General features: G+C 68.2%; 17 protein-coding genes. 10 read left to right on the top strand and 7 right to left on the bottom strand.

Annotation, left to right across the window (positions count from 1 at the left end; all coding sequences use genetic code 11):
* Positions 1 to 54: 54 nt before the first annotated feature.
* Entirely contained in the window at positions 55 to 906 is an 852-nt protein-coding gene (locus ACIQJ5_RS15420; RefSeq protein WP_402845148.1) for a helix-turn-helix transcriptional regulator, read from the bottom strand.
* A 94-nt stretch (positions 907 to 1,000) separates the two neighbouring features.
* Here ACIQJ5_RS15420 and ACIQJ5_RS15415 point away from each other — a divergent pair, with 94 nt between their 5' ends.
* Positions 1,001 to 1,936, top strand: a complete 936-nt coding sequence (locus tag ACIQJ5_RS15415; RefSeq protein ID WP_402845146.1) for an SDR family oxidoreductase — start codon at positions 1,001 to 1,003, stop codon at positions 1,934 to 1,936.
* Positions 1,937 to 2,023: 87 nt separating this feature from the next.
* The gene (locus tag ACIQJ5_RS15410; RefSeq protein WP_231091174.1) at positions 2,024 to 2,932 is read left to right on the top strand and encodes an NAD(P)H-binding protein; all 909 of its coding nucleotides are present in this window, start codon (positions 2,024 to 2,026) and stop codon (positions 2,930 to 2,932) included.
* A 206-nt stretch (positions 2,933 to 3,138) separates the two neighbouring features.
* On the opposite strand, the gene ACIQJ5_RS15405 is transcribed toward ACIQJ5_RS15410, so the two are convergent.
* On the bottom strand, positions 3,139 to 4,047 hold the full coding sequence (locus ACIQJ5_RS15405; RefSeq protein ID WP_402845144.1) for a LysR family transcriptional regulator: 909 nt from the start codon (positions 4,045 to 4,047) through the stop codon (positions 3,139 to 3,141).
* Between the two features lie 87 nt (positions 4,048 to 4,134).
* Between ACIQJ5_RS15405 and ACIQJ5_RS15400 the strand changes: the two genes are divergently transcribed.
* Positions 4,135 to 5,151 carry a YeiH family protein gene (locus ACIQJ5_RS15400; protein ID WP_402845142.1) on the top strand — a complete coding sequence of 339 codons (1,017 nt, stop codon included), beginning with the start codon at positions 4,135 to 4,137 and terminating at the stop codon, positions 5,149 to 5,151.
* Between the two features lie 80 nt (positions 5,152 to 5,231).
* Here the strand turns inward: ACIQJ5_RS15400 and ACIQJ5_RS15395 are convergent, their stop codons facing one another.
* Positions 5,232 to 6,716 (bottom strand): APC family permease, encoded by a 1,485-nt coding sequence (locus ACIQJ5_RS15395; RefSeq protein WP_402845140.1) that lies wholly within the window; start codon positions 6,714 to 6,716, stop codon positions 5,232 to 5,234.
* 132 nt (positions 6,717 to 6,848) lie between these two features.
* Here ACIQJ5_RS15395 and ACIQJ5_RS15390 point away from each other — a divergent pair, with 132 nt between their 5' ends.
* From ACIQJ5_RS15390 to ACIQJ5_RS15365, 6 genes are all read left to right on the top strand, one after another.
* Positions 6,849 to 7,397, top strand: coding sequence for a TetR/AcrR family transcriptional regulator (locus ACIQJ5_RS15390; RefSeq protein WP_231091178.1), 549 nt, complete (start codon positions 6,849 to 6,851; stop codon positions 7,395 to 7,397).
* Between the two features lie 109 nt (positions 7,398 to 7,506).
* Positions 7,507 to 8,829 (top strand): NAD(P)/FAD-dependent oxidoreductase, encoded by a 1,323-nt coding sequence (locus ACIQJ5_RS15385; protein ID WP_231091179.1) that lies wholly within the window; start codon positions 7,507 to 7,509, stop codon positions 8,827 to 8,829.
* 4 nt (positions 8,830 to 8,833) lie between these two features.
* Positions 8,834 to 9,805, top strand: a complete 972-nt coding sequence (locus ACIQJ5_RS15380; protein ID WP_402845137.1) for a helix-turn-helix domain-containing protein — start codon at positions 8,834 to 8,836, stop codon at positions 9,803 to 9,805.
* Positions 9,792 to 11,201, top strand: coding sequence for an aldehyde dehydrogenase family protein (locus ACIQJ5_RS15375; RefSeq protein ID WP_231091181.1), 1,410 nt, complete (start codon positions 9,792 to 9,794; stop codon positions 11,199 to 11,201). Before ACIQJ5_RS15380 ends, ACIQJ5_RS15375 begins: the two co-directional genes overlap by 14 nt.
* Positions 11,202 to 11,356: 155 nt before the next feature.
* The gene (locus tag ACIQJ5_RS15370) at positions 11,357 to 12,244 is read left to right on the top strand and encodes a hypothetical protein (protein WP_402845135.1); all 888 of its coding nucleotides are present in this window, start codon (positions 11,357 to 11,359) and stop codon (positions 12,242 to 12,244) included.
* Complete coding sequence (locus tag ACIQJ5_RS15365) at positions 12,241 to 14,388, top strand: alpha-galactosidase (RefSeq protein WP_402845133.1); 2,148 nt, start codon at positions 12,241 to 12,243, stop codon at positions 14,386 to 14,388. Before ACIQJ5_RS15370 ends, ACIQJ5_RS15365 begins: the two co-directional genes overlap by 4 nt.
* Positions 14,389 to 14,416: 28 nt before the next feature.
* On the opposite strand, the gene ACIQJ5_RS15360 is transcribed toward ACIQJ5_RS15365, so the two are convergent.
* The 4 genes from ACIQJ5_RS15360 to ACIQJ5_RS15345 form a co-directional block, all read right to left on the bottom strand.
* Positions 14,417 to 15,442, bottom strand: a complete 1,026-nt coding sequence (locus tag ACIQJ5_RS15360; RefSeq protein WP_402845131.1) for a LacI family DNA-binding transcriptional regulator — start codon at positions 15,440 to 15,442, stop codon at positions 14,417 to 14,419.
* A gap of 77 nt (positions 15,443 to 15,519) precedes the next feature.
* Positions 15,520 to 16,401 carry a carbohydrate ABC transporter permease gene (locus ACIQJ5_RS15355; RefSeq protein WP_402845290.1) on the bottom strand — a complete coding sequence of 294 codons (882 nt, stop codon included), beginning with the start codon at positions 16,399 to 16,401 and terminating at the stop codon, positions 15,520 to 15,522.
* 2 nt (positions 16,402 to 16,403) lie between these two features.
* On the bottom strand, positions 16,404 to 17,333 hold the full coding sequence (locus ACIQJ5_RS15350) for a carbohydrate ABC transporter permease (RefSeq protein ID WP_402845129.1): 930 nt from the start codon (positions 17,331 to 17,333) through the stop codon (positions 16,404 to 16,406).
* A 55-nt stretch (positions 17,334 to 17,388) separates the two neighbouring features.
* Positions 17,389 to 18,750, bottom strand: a complete 1,362-nt coding sequence (locus ACIQJ5_RS15345) for an extracellular solute-binding protein (RefSeq protein ID WP_402845128.1) — start codon at positions 18,748 to 18,750, stop codon at positions 17,389 to 17,391.
* A gap of 153 nt (positions 18,751 to 18,903) precedes the next feature.
* Between ACIQJ5_RS15345 and ACIQJ5_RS15340 the strand changes: the two genes are divergently transcribed.
* Positions 18,904 to 20,088 carry a GDSL-type esterase/lipase family protein gene (locus ACIQJ5_RS15340; RefSeq protein WP_402845126.1) on the top strand — a complete coding sequence of 395 codons (1,185 nt, stop codon included), beginning with the start codon at positions 18,904 to 18,906 and terminating at the stop codon, positions 20,086 to 20,088.
* Positions 20,089 to 20,148 lie beyond the last annotated feature (60 nt).

Genomic DNA, 20,148 nt, shown 5'->3' with positions numbered 1-20,148 from the left:
GGAGTCGCGCCATGACCCTCCGCCCGCGATCCCGCAGGACAGCCGTGCGAGGCGTCACGCGACGGTCAGCGGCGTCCGCGGTGCGATCGCGCCGAGAAGCCGCAGCTTCTCCTGACTCTCCGAGCCTGGCGCCGCAGTGTAGACCAGCAGGGCGTGCGCCTGCTCGGGATCGAGCAGGGTCTGGCAGGTGAGGACGATCTCGCCCAGCTGCGGATGGCGGAACCGCTTGACGGCGCGGGGTCGCAACCCCACCTCCTGCCGGTCCCAGATGGACCGGAACTCCGCGCTGAGCTCACGAAGGGCGCGTCCATACTGCCCGGCGCGCGAGTTATCGCCGCGCCGGGCGATCACCTCGCGCAACCCCGACACCCACAGGCGGGACAGGAACTCGTGCTCGCTCGGTTCGTACAGGTCCCTGCTGCGAGGATCGCTGAACCACCGATACCCGAGGCTTCGCTCCGGCCCGCGCAACAGTGCCGTATCGCCCGTGAGCGCGACGCCCAGCGGTGTCTGCCGCAGGGTCTCTCCCAGTTCCGTGACCACCTCAGCCGGGGTGTCGGCCAGCCGATCCAGGATCCGCAGCATGCCGGGACTGACATGCTCGCTGTCGGCGCCGCGCGCAGGTGGCTGGTGCCCGGCCAGCCGGAACAGATGATCGCGTTCGTCGACGCTGAGGTGCAGGCCCAGGGCGATCGCGGCGAGCATCTGCTCGGAAGGGATCGGACCGTCGCCACGCTCCAGCCGGGCGTAGTAGTCGGGCGACATATGGCTGAGCCCCGCGACCTCCTCGCGTCGCAGCCCCTCGGTGCGCCGCCGCGAACCTCGCGCCAGCCCGACGTCTTCTGGTTGCAGCGACCCGCGCCGAGTGCGCAGGAACTCGGCCAGAGCCGTTCTGTTCACCGTCATCGGATCTCCCCTCGATCAGCACGATCCTCGCATCCATGCGGCGGCGTATCCACGACCTGGGAAGTCCTGGATGACGCGGAAGTGCCGGCACAGGATGAGAGCCATGAACTCGCATCTCGATCTGCCGTCACTCACCCACCAGCGCGCCGTGGTCACGGGCGCGAGCGATGGGATCGGCCTCCGTATCGCCACGCGCCTCGCCGAAGCGGGCGCCGACATCGTGCTCCCCGTGCGCAACTCCGCGAAGGGAGAGGCCGCGATGGACACGATCCGCGCCGCCGTCCCCGCCGCACGGGTGCGTACCGAACAGCTGGATCTGTCAGAGCTGGCATCGGTCGCCTCGTTCGGTGCGATGATGCGGGACCGGGGCGAGCCGATCCACCTGCTGATCAACAACGCGGGCGTCATGACACCGCCGGCGCGGCAGAGCACGGGCGACGGCTTCGAGGTGCAGCTGGGGACGAATCACCTGGGCCACGTGGCGCTGATAGCCCAGCTGTTCCCCCTTCTTCGCGCAGGCCGCGCACGAATCACCTCGCAGGTGAGTGTGGCCGCGAGCCGCGGGACGATCGCGTGGGACGATCTGAACAGCACGCGCTCCTATGACGGCATGCGTGCCTACCGGCAGTCGAAGATCGCGCTCGGGCTGTTCGCCCTGGAGCTGGACCGCCGGAGCGCGCGCGGCGGCTGGGGCATCACCAGCAACCTCTCCCACCCGGGAGTCGCGCCCACGAGCCTGCTGTCGGCGCGACCTGAGCTCGGTCGCGCGACGGACACGCCGGAGGTCCGGATGATCCGCTGGGCCTCGGCACGCGGACTGGTCGTCGGAACGCCGGAGACGGCGGCCCTTCCCGCCCTGCTGGCTGCCACATCCGGCCGCGGGGGTCTGCTCTTCGGCCCCCGCGGCCTCGGGCACCTCGGCGGCATGCCCGCGGAGCAGCGCCTCTACCGGCCGCTGCGCAGCGTCACCGATGCGGAGCGCATCTGGGAGGTGTCGGAAGGGCTCATCGGCACACCGTTGCCCAGCTGACTCAGGCGAGTACCGCGAGAGGCCGGCCCAGCGCACCGGTCAAGGAGATTGTTGCCTCCGGAGGGCGCGGAGCGTACGCTTTTGAACATGTTCAGTAATTCACGATCGCCTCGCATCGCGATCACCGGCGGCACCGGCTTCGTCGGCCGGCATCTGGCGGGTCGCTACCCGGAGGAACAGGTCGTGCTGGCATCGCGCCGGAGCGGCGTGGACGTCACCGATGCCGAATCGCTGGCGCGCGCCTTCGAGGGGTGCGATGTGGTCGCGCACTTCGCCGGGATCAACCGGGAGATCGGCTCCCAGACGTTCCAGCGCGTGCACGTGGACGGCACTGCCGCCGTGATCGACGCCGCGCGGCGAGCCGGGGTGCGCAAGCTCATTCTGCTTAGCTTCCTCCGTGCCCGGCCGGGGACGAACTCCGGGTACCACCAGTCGAAGTGGGAGGCAGAGGAGCTGGTTCGTGCATCAGGGCTGGACTACACGATCCTGAAGGCCGGCATGATCTACGGCCGCGGGGACCACCTCGTGGACCACCTCAGCCGCACGGTCCAGACCCTGCCGCTGTTCGCGGCGGTCGGTCTCCACGAGAAGCCGATCGCACCGATCGCGGTGGAAGAGCTCGTCGACGTCACCGTCGCCGCCATCGACGGCCGGCTCCCGCGGAGCACGGTGGCGGTGCGGGGCGGCGAGACCCTGATGCTCAGCGACGCCGTCCGGCGTGTGGCCGCCACGATCGGACGACGGGTGTGGGTTCTGCGCGCACCCATCGCCTTCCACTACGTCCTCGCGCAGCTGGCCGAGTGGACGATGCGCGTACCGCTGCTGGCCAAGGCCCAGGCGATGATGCTCGCCGAGGGCGTTGTGGAGGCGGCACCTCCCGCCGACGAGCTGCCCGACGATCTCGCCCCTCGTCGACTCTTCGACACCGACGCCATCCGTGCCGCACTGCCCGACGCCGGACGTTTCGGTCTCGCGGATCTCCGCGGGCGCGGATAGCCACCGTCCTGCGGCACGCTCACCCCGCGTCATGGAGCGAACGCGGGAGGACGGCCGGCAGGCATGCTATCGCGGGCGCGGGGACACCGCGTCCATATGCCCGTACGGGCATATGGACCTCGTCGGCCCGATCGGTGATCGTTGCGGATATGACGAAGTGCCAGTCCCTCGGGAGCCCGGTCAAACTCGGAGCGCCCGCGACGGCGTCAGCCCCACGTTACGGCGGCGACGACCTCCAAGAACTTGCGCGCCGTGGCGGAGGGCTCGGCCCCCAGCCACACAGCCGTGAGAGGACGTTCGATCCGCAGCCCACGGATCGGCACCGGCACGAGCCGGGCGGCACGGATGTCATCGGCCACCGCAAGGGAGCTGAGGGCGCCCGGGGCGAGCCCACCCATCACAGCGCTGCGAACGGCGAGGGTCGTCGAGAGCACCGCGGCAGGAGCCGCGAAGTCGCCGTGACCGGCATGGGCCAGCGCGTCCTCCAGCGCCTGTCGCGTGCCACTTCCCACTTCTCGGACCACGAGGCTCGTGGCCGCCAGGTCGGCGGCAGACACTCGACCGCGCGTCGCCCACGGATGCCCACGGGGGACCACCACCACGATGGCGTCGCGGGCGACGACGACGGATCCGAGATCGCCGGGGACGACGGGAGTCTCGACGAAGCCCAGGTCCGCGGAGCCGGAGCGCACCGCCTCGATGACGGCCGTGCTGTTCGCGGCCTCCAGCCGAATGGCGGGGCCGTCGTCGCCCGTCGAGACACGCCACGCGGCCACCCAGGCAGGCATCAGGTGTTCGGCGATCGTCAGGCTGGCCGCGACCCGGACGGTGCCGCGCCGGTCGGTGCGGAGTGCCGCGGTGGCCGCGGCGAAGTCATCGGCGGCGGCGAGCAGCGGCGCCGCCCACCCCACCACGAGTTCACCGGCCGTCGTCAATCGGGACCCTCGGGCAGAGCGTACGAGCAGGACGGCATCCAGTGACGACTCCAGCGCCCGGATGCGCGCGGACACCGCTTGCTGACTGATGCCCAGGTGCGCGGCGGCAGCGGAGATGCTGCCGCCGGTCGCGGCGAGCGTGAGCGCACGTACGGCGTCGAGGTCGGGTTCTGCAGCCATGTTCGCTCCTTCGGTCACAACCATAGCTTGTGACCTGAACGCGAACGCGGACTGCCGCCCGACCCCCGTCGGCACAAGCCTGGAGTCATGACCATCTCCCCCGTCGTTCGGTCCGCCCTTCCCGGAGTGGGCGTGTGTCTCCTCGCCGCAGGCGTGTCGTACGCGGTCAGTCGTGTCGTGCCGGGTGCCAGCGCCCTGATTGTCGCGATCGTCCTCGGCGTGGTCGTCACGAACACGGTTCCGATCCCGACGGCGCTCACGGGCGGCATCGACTTCTCCGCGAAGAAGCTGCTGCGTGCGGGCATCGTGCTTCTCGGGCTGCAGGTGGCTCTCACGGACATCGCGGGCCTCGGCGTACCCGTCCTGATCGTGGTGGCGGGCATCGTCGCGGGCGGGCTCCTGGGCACCCTGCTGCTCGGACGCCTGCTGCGAGTGCCCGCCGGTCTGACGCTGCTCATCGCCTGCGGCTTCTCGATCTGCGGAGCCGCCGCGGTCGCGGGTGCCGCCGGGGTCACGGATCCGGACGATGAGGCCGAGCAGGATACTGTCACAGCCGTGGCGCTGGTCGTGATCTTCGGCACGCTCATGATCGGGCTCATCCCTCTCGCCTCCGCGCTGCTGGGGCTCGATCCCCGAATTGCGGGGATGTGGGCGGGCGGCTCGATCCACGAGATCGCGCAGGTCGTCGCGGCGGGCGGCATCATCGGCGGCGGAGCGCTCACGGCGGCGGTCGTCGTCAAGCTCGCCCGGGTGCTGCTGCTGGCCCCGGTGATGGCGGCGCTGAGCGTCCGGGAGCGCCGTCTCAGCCGCCTCCACCGCACCGACGGGCCGTCCCGCAGACACCTTCCCCCGATCGTTCCCGCCTTCGTGATCGGCTTCATGCTGATGGTGCTCGTCCGGTCGTTCGTTCCGGTGCCCGAGCCCGTTCTCGCGGTCGGCGGCGCGTTGCAGACCACGCTTCTGGCTGCCGCGATGTTCGGGCTCGGCTGTGGCGTTCGTCTCCGCAGCCTGCTGCGCGTGGGCGCCCGCCCGTTCGCCCTCGCAGCCCTGTCGACGCTGCTGGTGACCGGCCTTGCCTACGTCGGCGTGACGCTCGCTGCCTGAGCCGGAACCCCGTTCATTGCGCGCGATTGAACCCTATTCGCGCGGAATTGGAGCCAGGTGCGCGCAATGAAACCGGGGGGCTACTCCGCCACGGAGCCGCCGCGGCCGATCTGCTCGTACGCCGCCGGGTCGATGCGCCGGATGCGCAGCGCCCACGCGATCCCGGCCAATCCGGGCACGATGACGAGCGCGGGCAGGACGAAGGTGGCCGCGGTGGGCTCGTCCTGATCGAGCAGGACGTTGAAGTTCACGAGGATCAGGACCAGCACGATGAAGAGCGCCGCCCCCGCGATGACCGGAGCGATGAGGCGGCTTCCCGCACCCACGTCACGCGCGTCCCGGCGGAAGAAGCCGATCACGGCGAGAGCCACCACGAACATCAGGAGCACGAGCCCCAGCGCTCCGGTGTTCGTCAGCCAGGAGAAGAGCGTCACGACGGGGAAGAGCGGACCCAGCTCCGAACCGGCCCCGAAGGCCGCGAACACGAGAACCACGACCACCGCGATCGCGCTCTGGGTGAGAGACCCGGCCCACGGGGCGCCGTGACGACGGCGGAGGGCGGCGAGGCGCCCGGGAAGCACGCGTTCGCGACCGAGGGAGAAGAGGTACCGCGCCACGGCGTTGTGGAAGGAGACCAGGGCGGCGAACAGGCTCGTGATGAACAGCACCGACATGAGATCCACCATCAGGCTGCCGAACTGAGCGCCGATGAACCCGAAGAACAACGGCGGACCCGCCTCCTCCGGTGTGATGCCGCTTCCGGTGATCTTGTCCGATCCCACGGCGAGCGCGAGTGCCCACGACGAGAGGGCGTAGAACGCCCCGATGATGAGGACGGCGCTGAACGTCGCCCGCGCCACGGTGCGCTTCGGATCCTTCGCCTCCTCGCCGTAGATGGCGGCCGACTCGAAGCCCATGAAGGCCGCGATGCCGAAGACCAGAACCGCGCCGATCCCCGGCGTGAACAGTTCCGCGGGCGAGATCGGCCGGGCGGTGACGCCTTCGGCAGGGTTCGCGAACGCAGCGATGTCGAACACCAGGACGGCCGCGAACTCGAGCAGCACGAACAGACCCAGCACGCGCGCCGAGAGGTCGACGCGATTCACGCCCATCACCGCGACGACCGCGATGCACACCAGCACGGGGATCCACCACGGCACGTCCCAGCCGAGCTTCTCGGCGAGAAGCGTGGAGACCTGAAAGCCGAACATGCCGTATATGCCGATCTGCATGCAGTTGTACGAGACGAGGGCGATGAGCGCAGCCCCCACGCCGACGGGCCGCCCCAGGCCCTGCGCAGCATAGGCGGAGAAGGCTCCCGCGTTCGTCACGAATCGGCTCATCGCCGCGTACCCGACCGCGAACGTCGCGAGGGCGATCGCGAGGACGACGTAGGCGATGGGGATCGCAACCGAGCCGGTCACCGAATACGCGGTCGTCGCTCCCCCGGCGATCACGGTCAGTGGCGCAGAGGCGGCGATGATCATCATCGTGATCGCGGGCGCGCCCAGGCGACGGCGCGTGGCGGCGGGGGCGGCGGTCAGCAGATCGGGCGAGGCGCTCATGGGAACTCCAGTGTTCATCGAGTGCAGGTGGGGTGCCGTCAGTCTCGTGCGCCGCGCACCACGGGCGTTGTCCGTTTCCGCACGGCTGTTGACCACACTCGAAGGGTGAGTTCGCGCCCGTAGGGTGATGTCGTGGTCAATTCTCCTGGACGTGAAGCCCTGCTGCGCTCGACCATCGCGGTCGTCGCCGATCAGGGGCTGCGAGCACTCACCTATCGCGCCGTCGCCGCCCATGCGGGGGTCTCCCACGGCCTGGTCCGCCACCATTTCGGCTCCCGCGACCAGCTCATCACGGCGGCCCTGGAGTACGCGGTGGAGGAGAGCCTGCGTGAGACCAGCATGCGCACGCCCTCGATGACGGCGGCGGAGTTCGCCTCCGGCATCGAGTCGGCCACCGGCCGGGACATGAGCGTCGAGGCGTTCCAGTACGAACTGCTCCTCGAATCGCGCCGGCGCCCCGAGCTGCGCGAGCATGTCACGCGCTACTACGAGGCGTACCGGCGCGCGACCACCGAGCGGATGCACGAGCTCGGCATTCACGACGACGATCTGATCGCCGCGATCTGGTTCGCCCTGGACGGCATGGTGCTCAAGGAGCTGGTGCTCGGCGAGAGTGCGGACATCGAGCGGGCTCTCGCACGCATCAGACGCCTGATCGCGGAGGTCGCGCGCACCAGCTGACACCGTCAGAGGCCGTCGAACGCCCGCGGAAATCGCTTGACTATCCATTTGGATAGTCCTAGTCTCGGCTCCACTGAGAACGAACCAAAGGCGGTTTTCCATGCACTCGATGCGCTCCCCTCACGTCACCATCGTCGGCGCCGGCTTCTCCGGTCTGGTCGCCGCGCGCGAACTGGAGGCGAACGGCGTCGACGTCTCGATCTTCGAGGCTCGCGATCGCATCGGCGGCAGGGCCTGGACGGACGAACGCCTGGGACACGCGCTGGAGATGGGCGCCACCTGGGTGCACTGGATGCAGCCGTTCATCTGGACGGAGATCGCGCGCTACGACCGCTCGATCCACCCGAGCCCCGTGGCCGACACCGCCTACTGGATCAGCGCCGGTCAGGTGCACTCCGGCACGGAGGCCGAACTGGACGCGAAGCTCGAACGCCCTCAGACGGAGATCTTCGCCGGCTCCCGCGAGTTCTTCCCCTTCCCGCACGACCCGCTGCACATCCTCGACAGCGCCGATGCGGACCTGATCGATCGCTTCCGCGCCGCCGATGAGGGCGGCGTGCTCGACGCGCTCCGCGACGGCGACTTCAGCCAGGAGGAGATCGACCTGGCTGATGCGTACTGGTCGGCCGGGTACAACGGCCACACCGCGAGCGCGTCCCCGCTGATGGCCAAGCACTGGGCAGCTCTCAGCGATCACCGGCTCTCCCTGCTGGACGAGCAGACCCTGCGGTACAAGCTGGTGGGCGGCATGCGCGGCATCTACGAGGCCATCGCCGCCGACCTCCGCGCCCCGATCACGCTGAACACCGCCGTCACCGCCGTGGCTCACACCGAATCCGGCGCCGCCGTCACCCTCGCCGACGGCACGGTCGTGGACTCCGACGCCGTGATCGTCACGGCACCGCTGGGAGCGCTGGACCGCATCGCGTTCGTGCCGGAGCTTCCCGCGGAGGCACGTGCGGTGATCGACGCCGGGTTCAACTCCACGGGTTTCAAGATCTGGATCAAGGTCCGCGGCCATCACTCCCTGATCGCCTACGCACCCACCGGACACCCCCTGGCCCTGATCCGCAGCGAGTACTTTCTCGACGACGACACCACGATCCTCGTGGGATTCGGGCCGGACCACTCGCGCATCGACCTGCACGACCCACAGAGCGTGCAGGAGATCATCCGCGCCTGGCGTCCCGATCTGGAGGTGATCGAGACGACCGGTCATGACTGGGTGGCCGACCCCTGGTCCGGACAGACCTGGGCAACGCCCCGATCGGGGCAGTTCCTCCATGGCTGGAGCCTGTTCCGGGACACCAGCACGCGGCTGCGATTCGCCGGAGCCGACTGGGCGTCGGGATGGAACGGCGTGGTGGTGGACGGCGCCATCGAGACCGGCATCACCACAGCCCGGCGACTGCTGGCCGACCTGAGGCGGTGATCCCGTGACCACGACAGTCCGGGAGCCCCTGCTGGACTTCTCCCAGTTCCGCACCGCGGTGAACGACTCCTTCGTCCCGCTGCAGGTCACCTCCGACCACCCCGACCCGTTCGCGGGCCGTATCCGTCATGCCGAGCGCGATGGCGTCCACCTCTCGCTCGTGGAGGCGACAGCGCACCAGGTGGAGCGCACACCCGCCCTCATCGCCGCGCAGCAACGGCACTGCGTCAAGGTCGGGATGCAGCTGAACGGGCGCGGAATCCTGGTGCAGGACGGTCGCGAGACTCTTCTCGAGCCGGGTTCGCTGAGCATCTACGACACCTCGCGGCCATACTCGCTGGCCTTCGACGGCCGGTTCCGCAACTTCGTGGTGATGATCCCTGCCGATCGCATCGAACTGCCGCTGGATGCCGTGTCCCACCTCACGGCAGCGCCGCTGCACCGAGCGGGCGGCGCTGCTTCGCTGGTGACCGGCTTCCTTCGCTCCCTCGCCGCAGACCCCGGGACCATTACGGGTCCGGTCGGCTCGCGCCTCGCCCGCAGCACGGTCGAGCTCATCGTCGCCCTGCTCTCACAGGAACTCGCCCACGCTCCCGCCGCGGCCGATCCCCGCCGGCAGCTGTTCGAGGAGGTGCTGCTCTACATCGAGGAGCACCTGCGCGAGAGCGATCTGGATCCCGCGCACATCGCCGCGGCGCACTTCATCTCGCCCCGCCTGCTGCACGCCCTCTTCCAGGAGAACGGGCGGAAGGTGAGCACGTGGGTGCGCCGACGCCGTCTCGAGCAGTGTCGTGTGCGTCTCGCCGACCCCGCGCTGGCACACCGCTCGGTGATGAGCATCGCCACCGACTGGGGCTTCACCGACCCCGCCCACTTCAGCCGCGTCTACCGTGCGGAATTCGGCTGCTCGCCCAGCAGCACGCGCACGACCGCGATCGACCACCACACGGAGGACACCAGCCATGCACACCTATGACGACCTGCTTGATGCCGTCGCCTCGGCCCACCACCCCGCGCGCGAGGTTCTCGATCCCGCCACGGGCGAGGTGATCGGCCGCGCTCCCGCCGGCGATGCCTCCCAGCTGGCACCGGCGATCGAGCGCGCGCGCCGCGCTCAGCCGGCGTGGGCAGCACTGTCCGACGACGACCGATGCGCCACGCTGTCACGAGTAGCGGATGCGGTCGAGGAGTCGGCCGAAGCGCTGGCCCTCCTGCTCTCCCGCGAGCAGGGGAAGCCGCTGAACGGACCGAACGCCCGCTTCGAGGTGGGCGCGTGCGTGGCCTGGCTGCGTGCCACCGCTGCGACGCCGCTGCCGGTGGAGACGGTCGTGGACGACGGAGAGACGTACGCGGAACTGCATTACCGGCCGATCGGCCTCGTCGGGGCGATCACACCCTGGAACTGGCCGATGATGATCGCCATCTGGCAGATCGCGCCCGCGCTGCGGATGGGCAATGCGGTGGTCGCCAAGCCGTCGGAGTACACCACGCTCAGCGGACTCGCGCTGGCCGCGGTCATGAACGAGGTGCTCCCGGACGGCGTCCTGACGATGATCACCGGCGACGGCGCGGTCGGTGCCGCACTGGTGGCGGACCCCGCCTTCGGCAAGATCATGTTCACCGGATCCACGGCGACGGGGCAGCGCATCGTGGCGGCGTCCGCGCCGAACCTGACCCGGCTCACCCTGGAACTCGGGGGAAATGATGCGGGCATCGTACTGCCGGACGTCGACCCACGAGCCATCGCCGAGGACCTGTTCTGGGGCGCGTTCATCAACACCGGTCAGACGTGCGCCGCCCTGAAACGGCTCTACGTCCACGACGACGTCTACGACGCCGTGGTGGAAGCCCTCCACGAGGTGGCCGCGGGCATGCCGATGGGTGTGGGAACCGATGAGGCCAACGTTCTCGGGCCACTGCAGAACCGGATGCAGTGGTCGGTGGTCGACCGCCTCGTCGAGGCCGCACGTGACAGCGGAGCACGCATCGTGATGGGCGGGGATCCCGACCGGCAGGCACCCGGGAACTTCTACCCGACCACACTGGTCGCCGACATCGCACCCGAGAACCCGCTGGTGCTGGAGGAGCAGTTCGGCCCGGCACTGCCGATCGTCCGCTATCGCGATGTGGAGGAGGCCATCGCCCTCGCGAACGGGGTGTCGGTGGGCCTCGGCGCATCGGTGTGGACTGCCGACCGGGATCGGGCGCGGGAGATCGCGAGCCGGCTGCAAGCCGGAACGGTCTGGATCAACTCGCACGGCGGGGTTCACCCGCTCATCCCGTTCGGCGGGGTGAAGCAGTCGGGGTACGGCCTGGAGTTCGGCGTGGAGGGCCTGAAATCCGTGGCGGTACCGCAGGTGATCAACGGCTGACACCCACAGGAGGACAGGGGATTCCGCCACCCTCGGGCGGGATCCCCTGTCCTTCCTTTTGTCCCTGCTCACCTCACACCCAGGTGGGCAAACGGTTGCGCTACTGTGTAGCCATGCCACATATCGTCACCGCGACCGCGTCGATTGGAGAATCCATGCCCACTGTTCACGTGCTCTCGTACTTCACCACGGAGGAGGAGTCGCTCCACCTCGCTGTGAGCGTGGACGGTCGCACATTCCACGCGGTGGACGACGGTGGCGAGATCCTGCGCGGCGCCATCGGGTCCGAGAGCATCCGCGACCCGTTCATCGCCGTGGGCCCGGACGGCCGTTTCCACCTGCTCGGCACGAACGGATGGGAATCCGACGCGATCGTGCACACAGCGTCTGACGACCTGCTCACCTGGGACGAACAGACGCTGCTTCCTGTCATGGGTGCTGTCGCAGGCACACTCAACTGCTGGGCCCCGGAGTTCTTCGTGGAGCCCGACTCCGGCCGCGCCCGGATCATCTGGTCGTCGGTGGTGGATCCCCACCCGGTGGACGGACCCCAGACAGACCGGGACTGGAATCGTCGCCATCAGGTGATCTGGAGCTGCCTCACAACGGACTTCACCGAGCTGTCGCGCGCCGAGGTGTACTTCGATCCCGGCTTCTCGGTGATCGATGCCAGCGTTCTCGTCCAGGACAACGAGGTGCTGATGGCCTACAAGGACGAGCAAGGTGATCCGGTGGTCGGTGGCGCGCACAACCGGATTCACGTCCGTCGCACGACCCCATCCAGCTCGGAGGAACTTGGCGCGGTCACACCCTCACCAACGGAGGGCCCGACCCTCTACAGGCACGACGACGAGATCGTGATGCTGTTCGACCACTATCTGGAAGGTCGCTACGGAGCGGTCTCCTCTGTCGACGGGCACACGTGGACCCCCGCCGCCGTGCAGGTCCCCTCTGGCGTGCGTCACGCCGCCGTGATGACCATTCCCTCCGAGCATCCCGCTGTCGCGGCATTGCTCGCGCGCACGATGATCGGCGGACGATGACCGCCTCCCCGCTCCTCCACCTGCGTCGAGACGGCGTTTCGGTCCTGCTCGATGTCTCCGACACGGACCGTCTGCCCACCGTTCTGCACTGGGGCCAGGACCTCGGACCCGTCACCTCCGGCGACGCGGACTACCTTCGCCTCGCCACCGCCCGCATGGCGGGCTCCTCACTCCCGCCCACGACGGGTCCATCACTTCTGCCGGCATCCACAACGGGTTGGTTGGGGCAGCCGGGCCTGGTGGGCCACCGCAACGGCTCGGGGTGGTCCCCTCGGTTCACCACAACCGCGATCCGTGATGAGCGAGTCGACGGAGAAGCCGTTTCCGTCGAGGTGGAGGCCATAGACCGCGCAGCCTCGCTGATGCTCGTCACCACCCTCGAACTGCGACCCGGCGGCCTTCTGCGGCTGCGCCATCTGCTCCGCAACACCGGCGAGAGTGCCTATAGCGTGGAGCGGCTGACCGCCGCTCTCCCGGTGGGGGCTGATGCCGCCGAGCTCTTGGACATGACGGGCAGGCACGCACTCGAACGGGTGCCCGTACGGCTGCCTTTCGAGACGGGCGTCCGGCTTCGTGAGTCTCGCCGCGGACGCCCCGGCGCAGACGCGGCATACATCACCGTGGCCGGTGAGCGCGGGTTCGGGTTCCGGCGAGGTCGCGTCTGGGGAGTGCATCTCGGCTGGTCCGGCAATCAGCGCTCGTTCGCAGAACGTCTGCCCACCGGCGAGCGGATGCTCGCCGGTGGAGAACTGCTGCTGCCGGGCGAGATCGAGCTCGCACCGGGCGAGGATTACGTGACTCCCTGGCTCTACGCCTCCTTCGGAGCGGACGGTCTCGACTCCATGTCCGTCCGCTTCCATCGCTTCGCGCGCTCACTCCCGCACCTGCGGGATCGGCCCCGTCCCGTGACATTCAACAGCTGGGAGGCGATGGGATTCGACATGACCGCGGACCGGCTCATCGCGTTGGCGGAGAGCGCCGCGCAGGCGGGAGCGGAGCGCTTCGTGATCGATGACGGCTGGTTCGGCGGGCGGCGCGACGACCGGTCGTCGCTCGGCGATTGGCATGTCTCCCCCGATGTGTTCCCCGATGGCCTCGAACGCGTCACCACTCGAATCCGCGAGCTCGGCATGGAACCGGGGCTCTGGTTCGAACCCGAGATGATCAACGAGGACTCCGACCTCGCGCGAGCACACCCGGAATGGCTGATGCGCCTTCCGGATCGCGTCCCGATCGCCTCCCGCCACCAGCAGGTGCTGGATCTCACCAACCCCGACGCCTGGTCGACAATCCTCGCGGCGATGTCGGAGATCATCGAGCGCTATGACATCGGCTATGTGAAGTGGGACCACAACCGCGACCTCATCGATGCAGGTGTCGGGCCGGACCGCGTTGCGGGTACCCATGCACAGACCCGGGCGCTCTACGCGCTCCTGCGCGCCCTGCGCGAGCGGTTCCCGCGTCTCGCCATCGAAGCCTGTGCATCCGGTGGGGCACGGATCGATCTGGGCATCCTGGAGCACAGCGATCGGTTCTGGACCAGTGACAGCGTGGATCCCGTCGACCGGCAGGCAATCCAGCGCTGGACGGCACTCGTCATGCCGCCGGAGATCCTCGGAGCACATGTCGGCGCTCCGGTGGCGGGCTCCACTCGACGTCACCATCGCCTGAACTTCCGGGCGGGAACGGCGCTGCTCGGCGATTTCGGCATCGAGTGGGATCTCTCGCACGTGAACGAAAACGAGATTGCGGAACTCGCCGAGTGGGTCGGGCTGTATCGAGCGCACCGCGACCTCCTCCGCCAAGGCACGCTCGTGCACGGCGACGACCCCACCTCCCCCGTGACCGTGACCGGCGTGGTGGATGCGGACTGTTCGGTCGCGCTCTACGCCGTGGCCAGCGTCCGCAGCGATCCGCAGTACACCACAGGACGTATCGTCCTCCCCGGCCTGGACCCCGATGCCCGATACCTCGTCACGGCATGCCCGCCCGCTGTCGCCGACAACGACTACCTCGGCCGGCCTGCCTGGCTGGACGCCCCTGGAGTCGTGCTTCCGGGACGTCTCCTCGCCACGATCGGTGTCGAGGGGCCCACTCTCTGGCCCGAGGAAGTCGCGGTTCTGACCGCGATCCGCGCGGACTGATCGCGCCCGCGGCTGAACCGGCCCCCGATCAGAAGAACGGGAAGTCGAGTTCGGCCGCGGGAAGCGCACCCGATGAGAAGCCGGGGATCAATCGGCAATCCTGGAGCGTGATGCCGCCCTCAACCGTATGGCCCACCGAATCCAGGAGGTGTCGGGCCGCCGAGCGACCGAGTTCCACATGTCCCGGATCGACCGTGGTCAGGTACCGATCCTCGCCGCCCCCGAAGAAGCTCCAGTTGTCATAGCCGACCAGTGCGACGTCCTCGGGGATGCGGATGCCGGCAGCCGTGAGCGCGCGGCCGAGGCCCTGCGCGATGAAGTCGTTTCCGCAGAACACGGCATCGATCTCGGCGATCCGGTCGCGGATGCGCAGCCCCGCCTCGTAGCCCCAGGCGCGATGCCACGTACCGTATAGCGGGGCGCCGAGGGCGAGCGGGAGGCCCGCATCAGACAGCGCATCCATCAGGCCGTCGTGGCGCTCACGGACCGTACGGAAGCCCGGATCGGCGGTGACGTGAGCGATGCGCGTCCGCCCCTGGGCGATCAGATGCTCGCCGGCGAGGCGACCGGCCATCGCGTCGTTGGGAAGGAAGGTCGCGTCTTTCGGGTTATCCGTGACGCCGAAGACGTGCACCTGCGGCGCCGAAAGCATGTGCGAGATCGAGGGCACCGGTGAATCGGTGCCGTCGCCCACGATCAGCACGCCGTCCACCTTGCGGGCTTTGAGTTTGCGGACGTTCTCGGCCCGCAGCGACGGATCGTTCTCATCGTCATAAACGAGAGTCGCGACGTCGTGGGTGCTCAGCTCGTGCACGATGCCCGTGATCACCGGCATCGAGAAGGTCCCGGACGCCTTCTGCGCAAGCACGCCGACCGAGAAACTGCGCCCGAGAGCGAAGAACTGTGCAAGCGCGTTCGGCCGGAAATCCAACCGTTCGGCGGCTTCGATGATCCTCGCTCGCGTCTCTGGTGAGACCCGCCCGGAACCGTTGAGCACCTTCGACACGGTCGGCACCGACACCCCGACCACGGCCGCGACATCCCGGAGAGTCACGGATCTTTCGTCCGCCACGTCTTCGTTCCCCTTTGTTCTGGAATCAGTTCTGCTGTCGGCTGCCATCCGCAGCGATGCTACCCCTTGGTCGCCCCGCTCATGCTGACGCCCCGGAGGATCTGTCTCTGGAACACGAGGAACAGGACCACGGGAATCACCAGCCCGAGGAACATCGCCCCCATCTGAACGCTGAGTTCTGTGGTGTTCGCGAAGCGCGGCAACGCCACTGAGATGGGCTGCAGATTCGGATCCTGTAGCACCAGTTTCGGCCACAGGAAGTCCTTCCAACTCGCAAGAATTGCCAGCACGGAGACCACACCGAGGATCGGCCGGGCAAAGGGGAGCACGATCTGCCAGAAGATGCGGAACGCACCCGCGCCGTCCACACGCGCGGCCTCGATGATCTCCTGCGGGATCGCATCGAAGAAGCGCTTCACGATCAGGATGTTGAACGCGCTCGCCGCCGCGGGGAGCCACACGGCCCAGAACGTATTGAGGAGGCCGATCTGCGTGCCGGGCACCCGGATCACGGTGACATACAGCGGCACCATCGCCACAATGCTCGGGATCAGCATCGTGGCCAGGATCGCCCCTGAGAACACGGGCGCCCACCGCGGGCGCAGAATGCTCAGTACGTACGATGCCGTCGTGGTGACGATGATGTTCGCGATCCACGCCCCGGCGGCCATGATGGCCGTGTTGCCGAGGTACCGCCCCACCTGGAGTTCGTTCCAGGCCACGGCGAGATTCTCGACATGGACACCGTGTGGGAACCACTCCCAGGGTGCGGAGATGATGTCCTGTGTGGTCGACAGCGACGCCTTGGCCAGCCACAGCAACGTTCCGGCACCGGATATCAGAAGACCGATGAGGATCACCGTCTGGGCGATGCGGAGCGTCCATTTCACGCTCGGACGACGGCGATCGGCCCATGAGATCGCGCTGCGTTCGTCGGTCATGGTCACGAGCGGCTCCAACGACGTGTGGCCCACAGATAGAAGGCCGAGATGATGCCGAGCACGACGGCCAGCATGAGGGAGAGCGCTGTCGCAGCGCCATAGTCGCCGTTCACGAACGCATAGTCGTAGATCATCATGAGGATCGTCTTGGTCGAGTTGTTGGGGCCGCCACCGGTAAACAGGAACGGCTCCGTGAACACCTGCAGGGTGCCGATCACCTGCAGCAAGAGCAGAACGAGGATCACGCCGCGCAGCTCCGGCAGGGTGATATGCCAGATTCGGCGCCAGATTCCGGCGCGATCCAGCTCTGCTGCCTCGTAGAGCTCGGTGCGGACGCCAGCGAGAGCAGCGAGGTAGATGATCACCGTCCCGCCGGCGGTTGCCCACGTGACCTCGAGGACGATGGCGGGCATAGCCATCGCCTCGGAGTTCAGCCAGGGTTGGGCAGGAAGCCCCACGCCGATGAGGATGCGGTTGAAGAGACCGTCGGCGCTCGGATCGTAGAAGAAGCGCCACAGCAGGATCGCCACGACCGGCGGGATGACGACAGGCAGATAGGAGAGCACGTTGTAGAGCCCGCGACTGCGTCGCAGTTCTGACATGAACACGGCGAGGAACAGCGGCACCGGGAAGCCGATCACCAGCGCGAGGGCGGCGAACCACAACGTGTTCATCACGACGCGCGGCAGCAGCGGATCACTCAGCACATAGGTGAAGTTGCTCCACCCGACCCAACTAGCTGCATCCACGAGGTTCGTCTTCTGAAACGCGAAGACCACCGACTGCAGGATGGGGCTCCACGCGAAGAGGCCAAACACGAAGAGGGCAGGCAGTGCGAAGACGATAGCCGCCAGCCCACCGCCTCGCATCCATGCGCCAGGGGTGCGCCGTCGGCGTTCGCGCCGGCCGGAAGCCGCGGAATCACTGCTCACCGATTTCTCCGTCCTTCGGATGACCGCCCCGTCCACAAGGACGGGGCGGTCAGTGTCAACGAGCGATCTTGGCATCCACGGCCGCCGACGCCTCGGCGATCAGGGCGTCGATGTCGGCATTCTGGGTAGTCAGCGCGCCCTGCAGCAGGGTGTCCAGCACCGCGTACATGTCCTGCGCCTTGGTCCGCGGCTCGGGGACCAGCTTCTGAGACTCCGCCACGGCGGTGTAGGAGGCGAAGTTCTCCAGCGGAAGGTTCACGTAGGGCGAGATCCACTCCTGATACTGGGCATAGGCGTCGGAACTCACCGGAGAGAGCGCCGGAAGCCCGACGATGTTGCCATCCGCAGCCTCCGCCTCGGCCTTCGCGACCGCGGTGTCCTTGTCGGTGTAGGCGTTGAACCGGTTGAACTTCAGCCACTCCAGGCCTGCCACGATCTGCTCCTTCGTGGCGGAGGGGCTGAACACCTGCACGTTGCCTCCGGTAAGGGTGGCGGATTGACCAGGCGCCTGGGGCAACGCACCGAACCCGAAGTCCTCGGGCTTCATCTTGTACTGCTGCACGAGGCCGGGGTAGTCGAACGGCAGGCTGAGGAGCATGCCGATCTTGCCCGCGGCGAAGTCCTGCAGGGTGGGCTGAGCGTCGTTGACAAAGCTGCTGCCGAGCGAATTGTCGCTCCAGCGCATCTCGCTGAGCAGGTTCACGTAATCCTGCACCGGCTTCGAGTCGACCGTGCTCGCGGTGCCCTCCGCATTCTCGATAGTGCCCCCGAAGCTGGCGACTGCTGCCGTCATCATCCAGCCGCCGAAGTGGTTGGACGTGTACAGGGAGTAGCCGGCCTTGCCGGTGGTGTCGGCGATCTTCTTCGCAGCAGCGCGCACCTCGTCCCAGGTGGCCGGCGGGGCATCGGGGTCGAGCCCTGCGGCGGTGAAGAGAGCGCGGTTGTAGGCGAGCCCCACCGAGTAGACGTCGGTGGGCACGCCGAAGCTGTTGCCGCTCGCGTCCTGCGCGACCGCTGCCACGGCAGGATTGAGGACCTCGCCGAGGCCGGTGCTCTTCAACTCGGCCGAGATGTCGGCGATCTGGTGCGAAGCGATCAGCGACTGCGGCTCGGTGAACGGAACAGTCATCGTCGTCGGCATCGTGCCGCCGGCCACCATGGCCTGGAACGTGTCGGCAGCCCAGCGGGTCTCCACCGATTCGATGGTGATGTCCGGATGCGCCTTCTCGAACGCGGCGATCGACTTGTCGAGCGCCGCGAGGCTCTCCGTCTGATCTGCGGGTGGACGGTCGCCGACGACGATCGTGATCGTCCCGTCGCCAGAAGACTCATCGGCGGGGGCGCACGCGGCGAGAAGGGCGGCGGCGGTTCCCGTCGCGAGCACTGCCGCCAACAGACGGCGCGGGTTCTTCATCATTGAATCTCCAAGAGTGAGCAAGCGGTTGTCCAGATGCGATTGTGCGGGACATACACCGCCATGTCAACTCGGATTGATGGCGGCGGGCCAGGTTTGGGTAATCGGTTGTCCATTCTGCCAGAATCCAGATACTCAGACGAGAGGACCCCGCCAATGACAAGCGAAGTGTTCACGATGACGCGAGAGGCGATCCGCGAGGCACTGCGTGGAGCGGCGGAGATCGAGGAGACCGCGAGCGGCCTGCGCCCGCGGCGGCTGGACGCGTCCGCACGCGCACGCATGTCCGACGACGGCGCACTGCGTGCCGCCGACGACACCGCGGGCGTGAGACTCGTGCTGCTCACCGCCGCGCGGTCACTCACCCTGGAGGCGGACATCAGCCGCAACGCAGACGGTGACGCCGCGCCCGCTTTCCCCGCGGTGATCCTCGCCCTCACCGACGGCCGCGAGGTCGATCGCGTCGTCGCGGACGTTGGCCCCGTGCGGCGCCTGCGTGACGGAGTGATGCAGGAGGAAGCCGGCGAGACGCTCACGCACCGATTCCGCCTCGGCGGTGACGGCGCGCGAGTTCGCGAAGTCACCCTGCACCTGCCCCACACCGCCGCCACGCTGATCCGCAGCGTTCGACTCTCGTCTCCTGCGTTCCCCGCACCCAACGGCTCATCATTGCGATGGCTGCACCACGGAAGCTCGATCAGCCACGGCCACGAGGCGGGCGATCCGCTCTCTTCCTGGCCGGCAGCAGCAGCGCGGGAACTTGGCATAGAACTGGTCGACCTCTCCCTGGCCGGCAACGCAATGCTCGACCCCTTCGTGGCCGACACCATCGCCACCACCCCCGTCGACCTGATCACCCTCAAGGTCGGAATCAACCCGGTCGGCACAGCCGCCCTGCGACCGCGCACTCTGATTCCCGCTTGGCACGGGTTCCTCGATCGCATCAGGGTCGCCCATCCCGACGTGCCGATCCTCCTCATCAGCGCGATCTCGTGTCCGATCCATGAGAGCACCCCCGGCCCCACGCGACGGCGCCCCGATGGCCGACACGAGGGCACTCCACAGCCCGAATCCCCCGACGCGCTGACCCTGGCGATGACTCGCACTGCCATCGACCGCGTGGTGGCGGCCAGGCGCGATCCCCTCATCGGCGTACTCGACGGGCGCCGCCTTCTCGGCCCCATCGACGCACACCACCTGCACGACGAGGTGCATCCGGACCACAACGGCCATGCGCTGATGGCGGATCGGTTCGTCGAGCTCGTGACAGGCGGCGATGCGACGGCCACGTCCGCGCTCCAGACAGCACGACGCTTGACGCTGTTGAAATTGCGACGGTAACATCACGAATCGGTGAGCAACCGCTTGCGCAACATCCGTCCAACGAAAGGCAGTGCAGCC

The sequence above is a fragment of the Microbacterium sp. GXS0129 genome, assembly GCF_044769785.1.
GTDB classification, from domain to species: Bacteria; Actinomycetota; Actinomycetes; order Actinomycetales; family Microbacteriaceae; genus Microbacterium; species Microbacterium nymphoidis.
The sequence above is the reverse complement of the archived record's forward strand: the minus strand, read 5'-3'. Positions and strand labels throughout refer to the sequence as shown.

Excerpts from the sequence above, each read along its gene's own strand:
- ACIQJ5_RS15420 (WP_402845148.1), bottom strand. The coding sequence starts at position 906 with ATGACGGTGAACAGAACGGCTCTGGCCGAGTTCCTGCGCACTCGGCGC.
- ACIQJ5_RS15345 (WP_402845128.1), bottom strand. The coding sequence starts at position 18,750 with ATGATGAAGAACCCGCGCCGTCTGTTGGCGGCAGTGCTCGCGACGGGA.
- ACIQJ5_RS15400 (WP_402845142.1), top strand. The coding sequence starts at position 4,135 with ATGACCATCTCCCCCGTCGTTCGGTCCGCCCTTCCCGGAGTGGGCGTG.
- ACIQJ5_RS15365 (WP_402845133.1), top strand. The coding sequence starts at position 12,241 with ATGACCGCCTCCCCGCTCCTCCACCTGCGTCGAGACGGCGTTTCGGTC.
- ACIQJ5_RS15385 (WP_231091179.1), top strand. The coding sequence starts at position 7,507 with ATGCGCTCCCCTCACGTCACCATCGTCGGCGCCGGCTTCTCCGGTCTG.
- ACIQJ5_RS15405 (WP_402845144.1), bottom strand. The coding sequence starts at position 4,047 with ATGGCTGCAGAACCCGACCTCGACGCCGTACGTGCGCTCACGCTCGCC.
- ACIQJ5_RS15395 (WP_402845140.1), bottom strand. The coding sequence starts at position 6,716 with ATGAGCGCCTCGCCCGATCTGCTGACCGCCGCCCCCGCCGCCACGCGC.
- ACIQJ5_RS15415 (WP_402845146.1), top strand. The coding sequence starts at position 1,001 with ATGAGAGCCATGAACTCGCATCTCGATCTGCCGTCACTCACCCACCAG.
- ACIQJ5_RS15355 (WP_402845290.1), bottom strand. The coding sequence starts at position 16,401 with ATGACCGACGAACGCAGCGCGATCTCATGGGCCGATCGCCGTCGTCCG.
- ACIQJ5_RS15370 (WP_402845135.1), top strand. The coding sequence starts at position 11,357 with ATGCCCACTGTTCACGTGCTCTCGTACTTCACCACGGAGGAGGAGTCG.
- ACIQJ5_RS15375 (WP_231091181.1), top strand. The coding sequence starts at position 9,792 with ATGCACACCTATGACGACCTGCTTGATGCCGTCGCCTCGGCCCACCAC.
- ACIQJ5_RS15410 (WP_231091174.1), top strand. The coding sequence starts at position 2,024 with ATGTTCAGTAATTCACGATCGCCTCGCATCGCGATCACCGGCGGCACC.
- ACIQJ5_RS15340 (WP_402845126.1), top strand. The coding sequence starts at position 18,904 with ATGACAAGCGAAGTGTTCACGATGACGCGAGAGGCGATCCGCGAGGCA.